This window comes from Aquamicrobium terrae (assembly GCF_052978165.1).
This window is the reverse complement of sequence record NZ_JBRKLZ010000002.1, coordinates 477,182-492,357: the sequence shown is the minus strand read 5'-3', so window position 1 is coordinate 492,357 and position 15,176 is coordinate 477,182. Positions and strand designations below refer to the sequence as shown.

The window sequence follows — 15,176 nt, the reverse complement described above, 5'->3', positions numbered from 1 at the left end:
CGGTTTCCAGCAACATACGTAAAATCAATAAAGCGCGAGGAGCGAAGCTGAAAGATCATAGCGCACCTTAGAGCTTTGCGCGTCCTGCAAATAGGCATGCAGGCGGTGCGGTGACGCCGGGTAATGTTGTTGCTGCCGCTGTCGAGAGGATCGGACTGCAGGCGCGCGAACTTCATTCAAAACTATTGTGTCTCACCATCGTTAACCTGATTTTCGTTGATTTATGTTCGTCTGCAAATTGAGCATCTGTTGACTCCATATTTGAGGTCATTGATGCTGTGAAAGATTTCTGAACCCGTGGAGCATCTAATGGACGACCCTCAGGACACTGAATCAGTGCAGATCGCCGCCGTCGACGCCTCTCCAGCGCCGGCACCTTCTCCGGCCAAGAAGAGAGCCCCCCGCAAGAAGGCTGCTCCCAAGGCCCAGAAATCGCAACCTGCGGTCAAGCGCGCCGCCAAGAAAGCGGCACCGGCGCCGGCCGTGGAGCCCGCGAAGGCGCGCAAGACCCGCAAGGTCTATTCTGACAAGGAGCGCACCCAGAAGCTCGGCGAGATCGATAAATCGATCAGCCGTGGCACGAGCACCCGCAATGCGGTCAAGCAAGCCGGCATTTCGGAGCAGACCTATTACCAGTGGAAGAGGTCGGCAGCAGCACCGGCTGCCGCCACAGGCGGTCACCTGAAGGACCTGTTGGCGCTGGAGCAGGAAAACGAGCGGCTGAAGAAGCAGCTTGCCGAGCGTCTTCGCAAGGAAAATGCGGAGCTGAAAAAGAAGCTGGGGCTCGCCTGAACGGGTTGACCTGATCGATCCGGCTCGACCGGATCAATAACCGGCCGTTGCCCAACCGGGCGCGGCCGGATTGAGCTATTGGTTTCGGCCCGGTAAGCGGGAAATGTCGTCCGCAATGCGGGCACCCTGCTCCTACCGGCGGGGCAGGGGCCGTTTCCGGCAAAAACCGGAAACGCTCTACCGCGACAGCCGGTTCTCGTCGTCGACCAGAGTAAGACGACAGGGTGCGGCGTCGCCCCATTTCCACAGGACGAGGTTGAGGTCGTCGGTGCTCGCGCCGGGGGCGAAGCTGCGCACCAGCAGGCCGTGATAGCCCGCCGCGGCGAGCCAGCGGGCGAAAGTCTGCGTTCCGGCTTCCCCGGTCGCCTTCATCTGGTCGCGCCAGGTCGCATCGGCGAGCGCGGCGGCATCCATGTCTTGCCCGCGCAGGGCCGTCTCGTCGCGGCTGTCGAAGACGCGCTCGATGTCCGCGTCATAGGACACCAGCGTCGTCGGTTGCAGGCTGCCGACCTGATTGGCCTCCCTGAGCGCCGTCATGATCGCCAGGGAGGTGTAGAGCGCCGGCGTTCCCTTGCGGTTGAAGCGGCCGCCGTAAAGCTCCGTGCCACGACCCAACAGCGGCTGTCGGGCATGGACCGGGCTGAGCGCCCGATACAGTGGACCCTGAAAATGCATGCGGTGTCAGGTGTGCACGCCGGCGTCGACCGCGTCGATATAGTCAAGCACCTCTTCGGCGCGACCGTCGCGGACCAGTTGCATGGCTGTCATGCCGGAAAAGCCGGGCAGGGGCTCGGAGCGATACCAGGCATAGGCCATCAGTGCCGAGCCGAAGCGCGGCTCGACCTTGTTGACGATCTCCGCCATCTCGCGCAGCCGGCGCTGGGTCTTGGCGGAGCGGATGCGGTTCTTGCGCTGGATCGCATCCTTGCCGAGCCCGGCGGTGCGCGCGATCTCCTCGCTCGTCGTGCGCAGCGCATCGGCGATCTTGCGCGGCGAAAAGAGTCCGCCCTCGGCATATTGGGCGATGCCCATGGATCTGACCTCCAATGCTGAATGCCAATTATTATGACGCAAAATAGCGTCATAGTTTGCGGTGTCCAATCCGATTATGGGAAAAGAATGCCGCCGGCCAAGCGGGCGGAATCAGGCGTTTGCGGTTGTTGGGGCGACGGGCGATACTAAAACCATGACGGACGACCCCTACGAACTGGAGCGGTTCGTGGCCGCGCAGGCCCCGGTCTTTGACGCGGCGGTGGCAGAACTGCGCGCCGGGCGAAAGCGAACGCATTGGATGTGGTTCGTCTTTCCGCAGCTTCGCGGGCTCGGCCGCTCGTCGACGGCCCGGTTCTACGGCATCGCCTCGCTGGACGAGGCCCGCGCCTATCTCGCCCATGCCGTGCTGGGGCCACGGCTTGACCTCGCCACCAGCGCCGTGCTGTCGACGCGCGGCCGCTCGGTGAGCGAGATCTTCGGCGCGCCGGACGATCTCAAGTTCCACTCGTCGATGACGCTGTTCGCCCTTGCCGGGGGCAGGACGGAAAGTCCCTTCAGCGAAGCGCTCGAGCGGTGGTGGCAGGGCCGGATGGATGAGGCGACGCTGTCGCTCCTCGACCGCGACAATCCGGCCTGAGCTTTTGCCCTATCAGCCCTTGGCGTGGATGCGCCGGCGCTCCGGGAAATACCATTGCAGGACCTTGCGGAACCTGTCCGAGCTTTCCCTTGCCCAGTTGCGCATCAGTTCGCTGCCGAAGGAGATGGCGGTGACGGGGTGTGCGCCTGCCTGGATCATGCGGTCGAAGGCGCGCTCGTGGCTGACCGGCGAGATGCCGCCCACCGCGTCGGCGACCGGATAGACCTCGTAGCCCTCGGCCAGCATGTCGAGCACGGGAAAGGCGAGGCAGACCTCCGTCCACAATCCGCCGATCACAACCTTGCGCCGGCCCGTCGCCTCCACCGCCTTGCGGAAATCCTCGTCCTCCCACGAATTGACGCCGGTCCGGTCGATCTCCGCCACATCGGGCAGCACCTGGCGGATGGCGTCGACCGTGCCCTTGTTGACGCCCATGTCGACGCCCACGGTCGAGAGCACCACGGGGATGTCGTAGGCGACGGCCAGCTTGCAGACGGCCACGGCGTTCAGGGTGATCTCGTCATGGGAGCCGGAGGTGATCGTCGAATATTGCTCGGGCTGGTAGTCGATCAGCACCACCACGCAGTTTTCCGGCGTCAGCAAATGGTCGGTCTTCGGGTCGCGGACCGGTTCGGGTCGGGTCTTGGCCATCGCAAAGTCTCCTTCCTCGGTTGAGGGTTAAGTCCCGTCTCAGGGGCTTTCGCCGGGCGCGGTGGTGAACGCGTCCGACCATTCGGCATGCTTGGCATATTGGGCCCGCACATAAGGGCATATCGGAATGATACGGAAGCCGTTCCGGCGCGCATCCTCGACCATGAAGGAAACCAGCGCGGCGGCAGCGCCGGTGCCGCGCATGGTTTCGGGCGCGCCGGTGTGGTCGGCGCTGATGCGGTCCGGCCCGCGCCTGGTGAAGGTGATCTCGGCCTCGCCCTCGACACCCTCGATGCGGGCGACATAGCGTCCGTGCCGCCCCTCGCCCTCTTCCTTCTCAATCCTGATACCCGCCATCGTGCTCTCCCTGTTTTTCGGCAAGCCATTGCCCTGCAAGTTCCGCGTCCTGCGGGGTGATCTCGTGGCCTGCCTCGATGCGATGCGCATCGAGATCCACGCCGGCCCGGCGCAGCCAGGCTTCCAGCTCTGGCGCGGTGCGGGCGAAGGGATCGCGCGCGCCGGTGACCAACAGCACCTCGGCGCCGGCCAGATCGACCGGCGGCGGCGCCTCCAGAACCGGTATCGCCCGCAGCAGGATGGCCCGGCGGATCAGGCCCGGATGCAACCCCATCACGGCGGCCAGGAAGTTGGCGCCGTTGGAAAGGCCCAGAAAGCTGGTGCGCGCCGGATCGAGGCCGTAGCCGGTCACCGCGCCTTCGACGAAGGCGGCGAAGGCTTCCGCCTCCGAGCGGATGTCGGCCTGGTCGAAGCTGGTGGGGGTGAGGCGACGGAACCAGCGCGCCACCCCTTCCTCATGGGCACGGCCGCGCACTCCCAGAAGCGTGGCATGCGGCGCGGCGCGGTGCGCCAGCGGCATCAGGTCGGCCTCGTCGCCGCCAGTGCCGTGCAAGAGAACGATGGTGCTGCCGTCCGGCGCCTCGGGCGTGTGGAAGCGATGCACGAAGGGCAGGTCGCGCCATGGCAGGCGCGGCGCGCCGGGCATGGCGAACTGTGGCAGCATCACCTTGAGGTCTTCGGCGCGCTCGCGGTCATGCGGCGGTATCAGCAGCGTCTCGCCGAGCCGGTCTTCGGCCTCGTCCACGGTGAAACCGGGACCATCGGTGGCCAGCTCGAACAGCGTGCCGCCCGGCTCGCGCACATAGAGCGAGGTGAAATATTTGCGGTCGTGGAAGCTGGTCGGTGACGAGTTGAGCCGCGAAAACGCCTCCTGCGCGGCGCGCACGGCCGCCACGTCCGCAGCGCGGAAGGCGACATGGTCGGCGGTGCCGGTTCCGGGAATGCCGGGCACGTAACCGGATGCGTCGCGGATATCGATGGCGTCGGTGTCCGACAGCATGCGCTGGATGGCCCCGGCGCGCGGACCCGGCCGGTAGCCGAAGCGCGTGACGAAGGCCGCCGTCTCGTCCGGCGTTTCGGTCAGAATGGTGGCGGCGCGCAGCCGCCGCACGGCCGTCGCCGCATCACCCCACGGGTGGGCGGCGGGAAGGTCCGCTCCCACCAGCTTGACGATGATGCCGTCGGGGTCCTTCAGGCGCAGCACCGGCTCGCCGAACTCGCGCGAAGGCCCCTCGACCGGCACGCCGTGGGCGAGCGCGCGCGTCATCCACTCACCGATGGCCGATACCGGCACGGCGAAGGCGATTTCGGAGACCTGGCCGTTGCCGACGCGGCCGGACGCGCCGTCCTCCCAGACCAGGAAGGTGACGAGCGAGCCGGGGGAGCCAAGCCGGTCGCCATAGAACAGATGTAGCTGCTCGCCGTCCTCATAGCCGCCCGTGCGCTTGGCCAGCCGCAGGCCGAGGAAGCCGGCATAGAAATCGACATTGGCCTGCACGCGCCGGGTGATGAGCGTGAGGTGGTGGATGCCGCTGGAAAAACTCGTCGTCATGCCGCTCCTGAAGCAGGCCGCCTGAAAGGGGAACCCGGTTTCAACGCCTATGGAGGCTCTCGAACTCAAGTTACAGTTTCAATCGCGGCAGGCACAAGCGGTTCCCTGAACGGCGATCGCACCTGCGGCCTTGACTCATTCATATCCGGATGGTTATGAATTAAAACAATAACCAGAGAGTTATGAATATCGATGTCGAACGTCCCCGCGGACCTGCTGTTCAGAACCCTCGCCGATCCGACGCGGCGGGCCATCTTCGAGCGGCTGTGCCTGGAAGGGGAGCAGACGGTGGGGGCGCTGACGGCGCGGGCGGGGGTCTCGCAGCCGGCCGTGTCCAAGCATCTTGGCGTGCTGAAGCAGGCCGGGCTGGTGCTCGACCGCCATGAAGGCCGCCAGACGCATTACAGCGCGCAGCTTGCCGCGCTTGCCCCGCTGGTCGACTGGACGAGCCGGATGAGCGGCTTCTGGGAAGGACGGTTCGACAATCTTGAAAACCTGCTGAACAGGATGGACCAATGAACGCCACATCGGCCGAAACGCGCTCCGTCGTCGTCGAACGTGAGATCGCTCACCCGCCGCAAAAAATCTGGCGCGCGCTCACCCAGCCGCATCTGATGGCGGAGTGGCTGATGGCGAACGATTTCAGCCCCGTCGTAGGCCACCGTTTCAACCTGCGCGGCGAGTGGGGCGGGGTGCTGGATTGCGAGGTCCTTGTGGTCGAACCCGACAGGAAACTCGCCTACACATGGAATTTCGCGCATGACGACCCCGCCTACAACCTTGAGAGCGTGGTGACCTTCACGCTCACCCCGACGCCCGCCGGCACGCTTCTGCGCATGGAGCAGGCGGGTTTCCGCCCCGACCAGAAGCAGGCTTTTGGCGGTGCCAATGCCGGCTGGCGGGAATTCTTCGGCAAACTGGAGCAGGTGCTGGCGCGGATGGGCTGAAGGCGCCGGCAACGAACGGGAAATGGTCATGAACATTGTTTTGTGGGTCCTGCAAATCCTGCTGGCGGTGCACACCGCCATCGGCGCGGTGTGGAAGTTTTCCAACCCCGCGCAGACGATGCCGTCCCTGAGCGCGATTCCGCCGGGCGTCTGGCTGGGCATGAGCGTGGTGGAACTGCTGTGCAGCCTGGGTCTCGTCCTGCCCGCCTTCCACAGGCCGCTGGCCTATTTGGTGCCGGTCGCGGCACTCTTCGTGGCCGCGGAAATGCTGGTGTTTTGCGCCTTGCACATCGCTTCCGGTGACGGAACCTATGGTCCGCTTATCTATTGGGTGGTCGTAGCGGCCCTGTGCGCCTTCATTGCCTATGGCAGGCTGACGCTCAGGCCCCTTTGACGGAAATGCAAACCTGACGGAAACGCGAACGATGTGCCGGAGGTGACCGCCATGGCCGACAGGAAAACGCCGAAGACAGACCGCCCGAAGACCGCCCGAAAGACGGACGCCGGGCAGGACGATGCGAAGCCCGTACTGCTTTCCGGCGGCAATCCCCAGATCGCCAAGGGCTATGGCGATGAGCCGGTGCAGGCCTATATCGCCGCCATGCCGGGCTGGAAAAGCGAGATCGGGCGCCGCATCGACGCCGTGGTCGAGCGCGTCGTTCCGGGTGTCAGCAAGGCCGTGAAGTGGAACTCGCCACTCTACGGCGTCGAGGGGGAGGGGTGGTTCCTCAGTTTCCATTGCTTCACCAGATACGTCAAAGTCACCTTCTTCCGCGGCGCCTCGCTGGATCCGGTCCCGCCCGGCGCGTCCAAGCACAAAGACGTGCGCTACCTCGATATTTACGAGGACCAGTTCGACGAGGCCCGGTTTGCGGATTGGGTCGGGCAGGCGAGCCGGCTGCCCGGCGAAAGGATGTGACACGCGGTCCGGCCGATGAGACGAAACAGGGAGTTGCGAAATGACGAGGCGATTCAAGATCGGCGATCACGTGAGCTGGAATTCCGAGGCGGGCCGGGTGTCGGGAACCATCATCGCCGTCCACACCAGCGACTTCGATTACAAGGGCCACACGCATCACGCGACAGAAGACGATCCTCAATATGAGATCAAGAGCGACAAGACCGATCATGTCGCCGCGCATAAAGGCAGCACCCTCGACCATGCGAAATGATGGAAACGCGTAAGCTGCCTTCTTCCGCATGGGCAGGCGGGCCTACACCAAGGCACGGCCGAAGCATGATCGGCGGCGCTTGGGAAGAAACCATTCCTCCGACGAATATCGCTCAGAACTTCATGCGCAAGGAGGCCTCTATGCTGCGGCCGACGCCCGGTATCTCCTCCAGGGAGGACCGATATTCCTTGTTGAGGATGTTGTTGAAGGAAACGGCGTAACTGTATTTATCCTCATCGCCAAACGAACCGCCGAAGGCGAAGTTGAGCGTCGCCCAGCCGGGAAGGGAGTTGGTAACGAACCCGCTGACCCCTGGCGCCCGTCGTATCACCCAGTTCGTCTGTTCCACGCCGGTCGCCGCGCGCACGAAAAGGTCGGCCCATGTAGCATGATTGGCGACCTCGCCCTCCCAGCGTACGCCGAAGCGGCCGGAAAGCGCCGGCGTGTTGGTATTGTAGGTCGACATCGTGCCGAAGCTGCCGGTGAGTTCCATCTGCCGGCGCATCCAGGTAGCGGAAACGTAGGGTGTGAAGGCGGTGCCGGGCACGGCGTATTCGGCGGCCAGTTCGATGCCGTAAGAGGTTGCCGAATCCGCGTTGATATAGATTCTTTCATTATCCAGTGAACCGGCCGGGCATCCGGCACCGGCGGTGCAGGGAACGCTGGTGATGTAGTTGCGGGCCTTGGTGTAGAAGCCGGCCACGTCGAAGGTGAAGTCGCCGGCATTATAGCGCGCGCCGATCTCGACATTGCGCGAGGTCTCGGGGGCGAGGTTCGCGTTCGCATGGGTGGTTTCGCCGCTGCCGGCCGAGGTGTCGGTGAAAAGCTGAAGCAGCGTCGGCGTGATATAGCCTTCGGAATAGAGCGTGCGCAGTGTCGTGTTCTCGATCCCCGTGTAGGTCAGCCCGGCGGAGGTGACGAACCTGCCATCACTGCCGTTCGGACGGGTCGGCACGGCCACCGAATTCACCTCCGAATAATCATGCACGGTTCTCGAATAATAGTAGCGGGCGCCCGTGGTCAGCTTGAAATCGTCGGCGAAGGACCACTCGTTCTGGGCAAAGCCCGAAACCGTATGGATCGAGGCATCGTCGAAACCCCATGACGGTGTAACCATGGCAACGGGCGGCGGCGGCAGGTGGAGGGTCGTGGTCATCGTGCTCGTCTTCGCCACCTGCAGATTGTCCGTGAGATATTGCACGCCGAAGATCGTGTAGTGGTCGAGGTGGAGTTGCAGGTCCACCTGGGCCGTGCCGCCATAATTGATGATGCGGTCATCGGAAGTCGAGGCAACGCCCACCGATACACGGGGCGAGGGCTGCATGAGCACCTCGTTCCTGAACTCCCGGTCGACCGTCTGGTAATAGGCGTCGAGATGAACCTTGCGGACGACGTCATTGATATCGGTGCCGTCGTAATAGACTCCGACCTTGCGCAGATCGCGCTGCGGCAGGTCGATGTTGAAGTCCGTCACCGGGTACTCCAGCGTCGAGCGGTCGATCCAGCTCTCCGTCGACAGCCGGTGCTGCTCGGCCTTCAACGCAATGTAGTGGTTGCCTTCCTCGCCGAAGGTATATCCCAGATGCGCCGACAGGTTGTCATTGTTGAACGAGGTGTTATCGAGCCGGCCGGTCGAGGTATAGCGTCCCTCCGGCACCCGGCGGTCGCCATGGTCGTCGAGGCTTCCCGAGAAGCGGTAGTCGAAATTGTCGATCGTGCCGGAGACCGCCGCCCAGCCCTGCCAGCCGGCGGTGCCGGAATAATAGCTGCCGCCAAGCTCGGCCTGGATCGGCTTGTCGGCGCCACGCTTGGTGACGATGTTGATGACGCCGCCTATGGCCTTGGCACCGTGCAGCACGGAGGATGGGCCACGCACCACCTCGATGCGTTCGACATTCGAGGGATCGACCAGGATCGGGGTGCCGTAGGTCGAATGGTCGGTGATCTCCTGCCCGTCGACGAGGATGGTGACGCGGCGCGAGGATTCACCGCGGATCGACAGCCGCTTCATGCCGGGGGCGGAGGAATCCACCACCTGCACGCCGGGCACGTCGCGCAGCATCTCGGCGATGCTTTCAGGCGCTTTCTTCTCCATCTCCTCCTGGTCCACCACCGTCACGGAGGCTGGGTTGTCCTGCACCGAGGTCTCGGTACGGGTGCCGACCACGGTGATGGTGTCGAGCCAGGTCACACCGTCCTTTTCGAGGGCATGGGCATGGACGGTTCCGATGGCTGCGGAGGCCGACGAGATCAGCAGCGCCAGCGCCGCCGCCTTGAGGATTGCCTGGCCTGAGGGGCATCGCGCCTTGCGGCCGACAGGGATGGTCGTGTCGTTCATGGGTCCCAACTCTCCGGACTGGAAATTTCTGCCGTGGCGTGGCGTGTCATTCGCCATCGATGACGATCTTCTGCGTCGAGGTGGCACAGAACTGGCCGGCTTGCACAGTTGCGGCCTCGCAGGATTCCACCCTTTCCACCGTTGCCTTCGTGTCGTCGAATGAGATCAGGTAGGCTTGGCGGTCCGCCGGTTCCTCCATGCCGTGGACGAACGGCTCGAATTCGACCTCCGCCGCCCGGCAGACCATCTCCTCGATGGGATAGGCGCCTTTCTCCAGGATGCCTCGGACCACGGCGGCGCGCTGCTCGCACGCTTCCATCGTGTCGGTGTTGACGAAGGCGGCGGAAAGCTGGCCGTTGTCGACCAGCGTGAGGATGATCATCAGGAAGCCGAGCTTCATGTCATGTCCCTTTCGCGTTTCGAATTCGTCATCTGGCTAGGGGAAATGGCTCGATGGCGTTGACGGAATGTGCCTGGTCGGCATCGACGGCGGCGAAGGCGCGGCCTTGCGTCGCCGGGTCGCGCAGCGCGCGGGCGACGAGGTCGGCAACGTCCTCGCGGTGGATGAAGCCGTGCATCTGCGCATCCTCCGACAGGATGCCGCGGCCGGTGGCCGGCTCGGAGCGCAGGCCGCCCGGCCGGATGAAGGTGGCAAAGGGGAGGACGCGCCGCGCATGGTCCTCGGCCCGTGTCTTGGCGTCGACCGCCGCACCGAAGGCGGCAATGGCGCGCTCTGAACGGTAAGGCGCCATCCCGCCGCAACCGATCGAGGTGACGAGCACGAAGCGCCCGACACCGCGCGCCGCCGCGGTGTCGGCAATATTGATGTTGCCGTCCTCGTCGGCGAAGCGGCCGTCTTCATGGCGGCCGCCGACGGTGGAAACCACGTCGAAGCCGCCTGCGCCGGCCCCGCCTTCACCGGCAAGATCGAGCGTCGCCTCGATATCATCGCGCACGAAAGCGTCACCGCGGATGATGCCCACGCCCATCGCCTCCAGCGCGGCGGCGTCGGTACCCGGCCGCAACATGGCGATCACCGGCACGCGCGCCTGCCGCAGCAGCCGCGCGAGATGGAGGCCGACGCCGCGTCGAGCGCCGAAGATCACCGTGCAGGCAGCCATGTCAGGCGGCTTCCGCCTTCCGCGTCAGGCGCGCCTTGAGCTGCTCGAAGCGCTCGACCTGATCGGGCTTGAGCGCGCGGTTCTCGTCGCGGCCGACGAACACCTTGAACATCGAGCCACCTTCTTCGTTGAAGAACTGCACCGAGACCGATTCCTTGCCCATGAACGGCCGGCGCAGGAACAGGATCGCCTTGCAGTTGCCGGCGCGCAGATGGCCGCCGATGGGGCTGTCGCCGTGCAGATTGTAGAAGCCATGGCCGAGCTTGCCGGGCGGCACCGGGCCCTCGACCTCGAGGATAATGTCCTTGGTATGGGCAATGACGGTGACCGAGCCCCATGCGGACAGGTCCTCCATCACCTCGACGAACAGATCGCCGGGGACCCGCGCCCACATCTCCTGCGGCAGGCATTCCACCACCGTCTGCAGCGGCAGGTCGTGCTGGGCAGCGGTCGCCTCCAGCACCCCGCCGGGATTTTCGGCGAGTTCGCGGCGGATGGCATCGAGATCGGCGGTTGCGGCTTGCTTGCTCATGAAAGCTCTCTTTTCCTGTGCTGGTTGGAAGGAAGACCGGTGCGGGGAAGGGGGTCTCCGGGCCGCGGCGCGGCGCTGGCGCACAGCAGCGCGTCGAAGGCGAAGACCAGGTTGGAGTACCAGAAGCGGCCGGCGGTGGTGAGTGCCATGACATCGCCGTCAAGCTCGACCAGCCCCGCGTCGTGCCATTGCCGCAGCAGCGGCGCAAGCGCGCCCGCCACATCCGCGCCCGGCGCCAGCGGGGCGAGGGCGGCGATGTCGAGCAGCCCTTTCTCGATACCGGCGGTGACGGCGTTGCGCAGCGGCTGCAGCGTATCCGATACCCGCATGCCCTCGATCGGCTTGCGGCCGGCGCGCACGCCATCGGCATAGCTTTGCAGGTCGGGTGCCACGGCATAGCTGCAACCGCCCAGCAACCCGCCGCCGCCGGAGCCATAGGCGAGGCATTCCACCCCTTCCTTGATACGCAGGTTGTAGACGTTGCGCTCGCGCGCGGTGCGCCGCCAGTGGCTGTTGCTGATCTGCTGCCAGCCCCGTTCGGCAAGGAAATCGGACCCCATGCGGTACATGCCGCCAAGATCGGCCAGCGTCGGCGCGTCGGGAAATTTTCCGGCCGCGGCGGCGCGCTGCAAAGGGGTACCTGGAATGAGGTTGAGGCCGTAGAGATCGATCCCGTCGGGAGCAAGGTCGGCGGCTATAGCCAGGTCCTCGCGCCACACCGCCTCGCTCTGGCCCGGCAGGCCGAACAGAAGGTCGATGACGACGGCGGCACGGTCGCGATCACGCAGTGCCTCGAGGAAGGCGATGGCCTCCTGCTTGCCGGCGCGGCGACCTTGCCTGCGTCGCACGGCAGTGTCGAAGCTCTGCACGCCAATGGAGATGCGGTTGGCGCCAGCCTCCAGGCAGGCGTCGACCTTCTCGGCGTCGAAATGGATGATCCGGCCCTCGATGGTGATCTCGCAATCGGACGCCAGCGGCAGGCAGCGACGGATGGCGGCGATGAGGCGCGCCAGTTCCGAAGCCGACAAGGCGCTCGGCGTGCCGCCGCCGAGATAGACCGCCTCGACCGGCTGCGCCCCGACGGCGGGAGCGTCCGCCTCCCGCTCGATCTCGGCGATAACCAGATCGGTGTAGGCGGTCGCCGCCTGCGGCGTGTAGGCGTTGCGGTAGAAACCGCAGAACAGGCAATGGTTGGCGCAGAAAGGCACGTGGACATAGGCGAGGCGGGGGCCGGCGGGGCGGCTGTCGGCCAGAAGCCGCGCCCAGGCGGTTTCGACCTCCTCGGCAGCCAGCGGCCGCCGGCTGCGCCAAGGCATCACCGCCCGGCGCGCGGCGAACGCATCGCGCACGGGATCGCCGCCCATCCGGGCAAAATGCGGCACAAGCCCTTCCGCCGTCATTGCCTTCCCCTCAAAACCCCATCCGGCATGCCGCCGGCCCCTGCGCCAGACCCACTCGTGCCCCACTCCCGATCCGGTTGTCCCGGTCGCGGTGGCGGCGACCAATCAAGACGCTGGAACGGGTAGGGTCTTTGCGCTATGTCAAATAGTGGAGAGGAAAAGTCCACTTTGCAATCAAGAGCAATTCAGCGGGCACTTCGGCACCGGGTCCATCGATCCCATTCGGTCCCGGCATGCAGCCGCGGCAAAGCGTTGCAAGGTCGATCCGGTGACACTCCGATGCTTTGGAAGCACCGTGGTCGAGGTTGCTGCATCACAAGGCCCTTGACGCAATCAGCACGGAAGGCATGGTTTCGCAAGGGTGGTCCATGCCTCAACCCGATGGAGTGACGTCATGCAGTGGTCTTATCCGATCATCCGTGTCGGCGGCACCGAAATTCGCATCCACCTGACCTTCCTGCTGCTGCTTGCATGGATCGGTATCGTCTATTTCCAGCAGGGCGGCCCCTCGGCCGCGATCGAGGGTGTCGGTTTCATCGGCGCCGTGTTCGCCTGCGTCTTGCTGCATGAGTTCGGCCACGCCACCGCCGCGCGCCGCTATGGCATCCGTACCCCGAAGATCACGCTCCTGCCGATAGGCGGCGTGGCGGAACTGGAGCGTCTGCCGGAGAAACCGTCGGAAGAAATCTTCGTGGCGCTGGCCGGGCCGCTGGTCAATGTCGTCATTGCCTTATTCCTCGTCGTCGTGCTTGGAGCCGCCGTTGGGCCCGAGGCGCTGACCTCGATGGAGGATCCGCGGGTTGCCTTCATTGCACGCCTTGCCGCGGTCAATATATGGCTTGTCCTGTTCAACCTCATTCCGGCGTTTCCGATGGATGGCGGCCGCGTGCTGCGGGCCCTGCTCGCCACGCGATACAACCGTGTGCGCGCTACGCGGATCGCCGGAACGATCGGCCAGTTTGCCGCCTTCGCCTTCGGCTTCATCGGCCTGGTCGGGGGCAATGTGCTGCTCGTGTTCATCTCCATCTTCGTCTATCTCGCCGCCACTGCGGAGATGCAGGCCACCGGGCTGCAGGATGCGGCGCGCGCGGTCAGCGTCCGCGATGCCATGACCAGCCGGTTCGAAAGCCTGTTGACGACCGCGAGTCTCGATGAAGCGGCGCAGGCGCTGCTGCGCACGACGCAGCATGAGTTTCCGGTCGTCGATGGCGCCGGCAAGTTGCGCGGCATGCTGACGCGCGCCGGGCTGGTTGCCGGGCTACAGCAGCAGGGCAACCAGGCTTCCGTGATGGAAGCAGTGGTTGCGGATATCCCCGTCATCCGGGACGATGAAAAGCTCAGCACGGCGCTCGACCACCTGCAAGAGAGAACGACCCCTGCCGTCGGCGTCGTCGATGCCGAGGGGCAACTCGTCGGTTATGTCACCGTTGAGAATATCGGCGAACTCATGATGCTGCGCGATGCCGTCGCGCGCTGACGCGCCGACCGCTCGCACTCCCAAGGCGCCAGCATCTTGCCATATGGCAAAATCATCCCTATTTTATGCCGAAAGGAGATTTGCCATGTTGCAGGAAATCCCGCGCACGGAAGCCGTACCGAACACCCCGCAGATCACCGCCCGCGAGGCGGAGGCAATGGCGCGGGCGGTGATCCGGCTTTTCGAGAAGTGGCAACTGTCCGATACGGAGGCCCGCGAAATCCTCGGCGGGCTCGCCGCCCGCACCTATGCCCGGTGGAAGGCCGGCGAACCTGGGCGCATCGACCGCGATCTCGCCACCCGTCTTTCGCTGCTCATGGGCATTCACAAGGGGCTGCGCTATCTGTTTTCCGATCCGGAGCGGGGATATGCCTGGGTGAAGAAGCCGAACCGGGCCTTTGGCGAGCGCACCCCGGCCGAGATCATGGCGCAAGGGGACATTTTCTCGCTGGCGCGGGTGCGGTCCTGGCTCGATGCGGAGCGTGGCGGCTGGTGAGCGACGGCCTTTCGCCTGTACGGGTGCAATGGCCGAAGGCCTATCGCATCATCCGCTCCATCCACCCGCCCATCGATCTCTTCGAGGACATTGCCGATCCGCAGGACTGGGAGGCGCTCGTCTCGGCGGAATCGAAGACCAATCCGCGCATCTGGGGTCATATCGGCAGGCTCGACCTCGTGCCGCCGGAACGGCGCGTCAGCGGACCTGGCGCCAGCTACCTCATGGCCCCTTTCGTCCACATCAGCACCGACCGGCCCGGGCGCTTCACCGATGGCACCTACGGCGTCTACAGCGCCGGAGATGCGGAGGAGGTGGCCATTCGGGAAGTCGCCCATCATCATGGAAACGCCATGGCCAGCAGCGGCGAGGACGCGGGGTGGACTTCGCAGTTTCGCATGCTGGTCAACCGGCTCGATCTCGACCTGCACGATGCGAGGCCCCATGCCCGCTATCATGACCCGGATGACTACAAGGCTTCACAGGCCTTGGGGCAGAGCCTCAGGGCCGCGGGCGCCAACGGCATCGTCTATCGCAGCGTTCGCTGCGCGGACGGGGAATGCGCGGCGATCTTCTGGCCCGATCTCATGGATGTCCCGGTGCAAGCGGACCATTTCGATTTCCATTGGGATGGAAGGCGGGTCGACAAGGTCCGCAATTGCCGAACCAGCGCGATCTTCGCGCTGTAGCCATCCGCGCCGATCCCGGATC

The 15,176-nt window shown here is 65.0% G+C and carries 20 protein-coding genes; 10 read left to right on the top strand and 10 right to left on the bottom strand.

Features of this window, described 5'->3' with window-relative positions:
* The first annotated feature begins 336 nt into the window (after positions 1 to 336).
* A complete protein-coding gene (locus ACVCNR_RS19575; protein ID WP_447076151.1) occupies positions 337 to 792 on the top strand; it encodes a transposase in 456 nt (151 codons plus the stop codon).
* A 177-nt stretch (positions 793 to 969) separates the two neighbouring features.
* Here the strand turns inward: ACVCNR_RS19575 and ACVCNR_RS19570 are convergent, their stop codons facing one another.
* Entirely contained in the window at positions 970 to 1,467 is a 498-nt protein-coding gene (locus tag ACVCNR_RS19570) for an RES family NAD+ phosphorylase (protein WP_447076150.1), read from the bottom strand.
* A 6-nt stretch (positions 1,468 to 1,473) separates the two neighbouring features.
* On the bottom strand, positions 1,474 to 1,824 hold the full coding sequence (locus ACVCNR_RS19565) for an MbcA/ParS/Xre antitoxin family protein (RefSeq protein ID WP_447076149.1): 351 nt from the start codon (positions 1,822 to 1,824) through the stop codon (positions 1,474 to 1,476).
* Between the two features lie 154 nt (positions 1,825 to 1,978).
* On the opposite strand from ACVCNR_RS19565, the gene ACVCNR_RS19560 reads away from it, so the two are divergent.
* The gene (locus tag ACVCNR_RS19560) at positions 1,979 to 2,422 is read left to right on the top strand and encodes a DUF1810 domain-containing protein (RefSeq protein WP_447076148.1); all 444 of its coding nucleotides are present in this window, start codon (positions 1,979 to 1,981) and stop codon (positions 2,420 to 2,422) included.
* 12 nt (positions 2,423 to 2,434) lie between these two features.
* On the opposite strand, the gene ACVCNR_RS19555 is transcribed toward ACVCNR_RS19560, so the two are convergent.
* Genes ACVCNR_RS19555 through ACVCNR_RS19545 form a run of 3 tightly spaced genes read right to left on the bottom strand, consistent with a single transcriptional unit; the run spans position 2,435 to position 4,982 of the window.
* Positions 2,435 to 3,073 carry a hydrolase gene (locus ACVCNR_RS19555; RefSeq protein ID WP_447076147.1) on the bottom strand — a complete coding sequence of 213 codons (639 nt, stop codon included), beginning with the start codon at positions 3,071 to 3,073 and terminating at the stop codon, positions 2,435 to 2,437.
* Between the two features lie 39 nt (positions 3,074 to 3,112).
* The gene (locus ACVCNR_RS19550) at positions 3,113 to 3,430 is read right to left on the bottom strand and encodes a GNAT family N-acetyltransferase (RefSeq protein ID WP_447076146.1); all 318 of its coding nucleotides are present in this window, start codon (positions 3,428 to 3,430) and stop codon (positions 3,113 to 3,115) included.
* Positions 3,411 to 4,982, bottom strand: a complete 1,572-nt coding sequence (locus ACVCNR_RS19545) for a VOC family protein (RefSeq protein ID WP_447076145.1) — start codon at positions 4,980 to 4,982, stop codon at positions 3,411 to 3,413. The genes ACVCNR_RS19550 and ACVCNR_RS19545 overlap by 20 nt, the downstream gene beginning before the upstream one ends.
* A gap of 192 nt (positions 4,983 to 5,174) precedes the next feature.
* On the opposite strand from ACVCNR_RS19545, the gene ACVCNR_RS19540 reads away from it, so the two are divergent.
* Genes ACVCNR_RS19540 through ACVCNR_RS19520 form a run of 5 tightly spaced genes read left to right on the top strand, consistent with a single transcriptional unit; the run spans position 5,175 to position 7,101 of the window.
* Complete coding sequence (locus ACVCNR_RS19540) at positions 5,175 to 5,501, top strand: ArsR/SmtB family transcription factor (protein ID WP_447076144.1); 327 nt, start codon at positions 5,175 to 5,177, stop codon at positions 5,499 to 5,501.
* The gene (locus ACVCNR_RS19535) at positions 5,498 to 5,929 is read left to right on the top strand and encodes an SRPBCC family protein (protein WP_354193749.1); all 432 of its coding nucleotides are present in this window, start codon (positions 5,498 to 5,500) and stop codon (positions 5,927 to 5,929) included. The genes ACVCNR_RS19540 and ACVCNR_RS19535 overlap by 4 nt, the downstream gene beginning before the upstream one ends.
* A gap of 28 nt (positions 5,930 to 5,957) precedes the next feature.
* Positions 5,958 to 6,323: a DoxX family protein gene (locus ACVCNR_RS19530; RefSeq protein ID WP_354193750.1), complete on the top strand. Its 366-nt coding sequence runs from the start codon at positions 5,958 to 5,960 to the stop codon at positions 6,321 to 6,323.
* Positions 6,324 to 6,374: 51 nt separating this feature from the next.
* Positions 6,375 to 6,848: a DUF1801 domain-containing protein gene (locus ACVCNR_RS19525; protein ID WP_354193751.1), complete on the top strand. Its 474-nt coding sequence runs from the start codon at positions 6,375 to 6,377 to the stop codon at positions 6,846 to 6,848.
* A 40-nt stretch (positions 6,849 to 6,888) separates the two neighbouring features.
* Positions 6,889 to 7,101, top strand: coding sequence for a hypervirulence associated TUDOR domain-containing protein (locus tag ACVCNR_RS19520; protein ID WP_354193752.1), 213 nt, complete (start codon positions 6,889 to 6,891; stop codon positions 7,099 to 7,101).
* Positions 7,102 to 7,213: 112 nt separating this feature from the next.
* Here the strand turns inward: ACVCNR_RS19520 and ACVCNR_RS19515 are convergent, their stop codons facing one another.
* The 5 genes from ACVCNR_RS19515 to hutW are packed head-to-tail and all read right to left on the bottom strand — an operon-like array spanning position 7,214 to position 12,492.
* The gene (locus tag ACVCNR_RS19515) at positions 7,214 to 9,439 is read right to left on the bottom strand and encodes a TonB-dependent receptor plug domain-containing protein (RefSeq protein WP_447076143.1); all 2,226 of its coding nucleotides are present in this window, start codon (positions 9,437 to 9,439) and stop codon (positions 7,214 to 7,216) included.
* A gap of 46 nt (positions 9,440 to 9,485) precedes the next feature.
* Complete coding sequence (locus tag ACVCNR_RS19510) at positions 9,486 to 9,839, bottom strand: hypothetical protein (protein WP_354193754.1); 354 nt, start codon at positions 9,837 to 9,839, stop codon at positions 9,486 to 9,488.
* Positions 9,840 to 9,867: 28 nt separating this feature from the next.
* Complete coding sequence (locus ACVCNR_RS19505) at positions 9,868 to 10,560, bottom strand: NAD(P)H-binding protein (protein ID WP_447076142.1); 693 nt, start codon at positions 10,558 to 10,560, stop codon at positions 9,868 to 9,870.
* A gap of 1 nt (position 10,561) precedes the next feature.
* Positions 10,562 to 11,092 carry a heme utilization cystosolic carrier protein HutX gene (hutX, locus tag ACVCNR_RS19500; protein ID WP_354193756.1) on the bottom strand — a complete coding sequence of 177 codons (531 nt, stop codon included), beginning with the start codon at positions 11,090 to 11,092 and terminating at the stop codon, positions 10,562 to 10,564.
* The gene (hutW, locus tag ACVCNR_RS19495) at positions 11,089 to 12,492 is read right to left on the bottom strand and encodes a heme anaerobic degradation radical SAM methyltransferase ChuW/HutW (protein ID WP_447076141.1); all 1,404 of its coding nucleotides are present in this window, start codon (positions 12,490 to 12,492) and stop codon (positions 11,089 to 11,091) included. Before hutW ends, hutX begins: the two co-directional genes overlap by 4 nt.
* A 394-nt stretch (positions 12,493 to 12,886) precedes the next feature.
* On the opposite strand from hutW, the gene ACVCNR_RS19490 reads away from it, so the two are divergent.
* From ACVCNR_RS19490 to ACVCNR_RS19480, 3 genes are all read left to right on the top strand, one after another.
* Entirely contained in the window at positions 12,887 to 13,969 is a 1,083-nt protein-coding gene (locus tag ACVCNR_RS19490) for a site-2 protease family protein (protein ID WP_447076140.1), read from the top strand.
* Positions 13,970 to 14,054: 85 nt separating this feature from the next.
* Positions 14,055 to 14,465 carry an antitoxin Xre-like helix-turn-helix domain-containing protein gene (locus ACVCNR_RS19485; protein ID WP_447076139.1) on the top strand — a complete coding sequence of 137 codons (411 nt, stop codon included), beginning with the start codon at positions 14,055 to 14,057 and terminating at the stop codon, positions 14,463 to 14,465.
* The gene (locus ACVCNR_RS19480) at positions 14,459 to 15,154 is read left to right on the top strand and encodes an RES family NAD+ phosphorylase (RefSeq protein ID WP_447076665.1); all 696 of its coding nucleotides are present in this window, start codon (positions 14,459 to 14,461) and stop codon (positions 15,152 to 15,154) included. The genes ACVCNR_RS19485 and ACVCNR_RS19480 overlap by 7 nt, the downstream gene beginning before the upstream one ends.
* Positions 15,155 to 15,176: the final 22 nt, after the last annotated feature.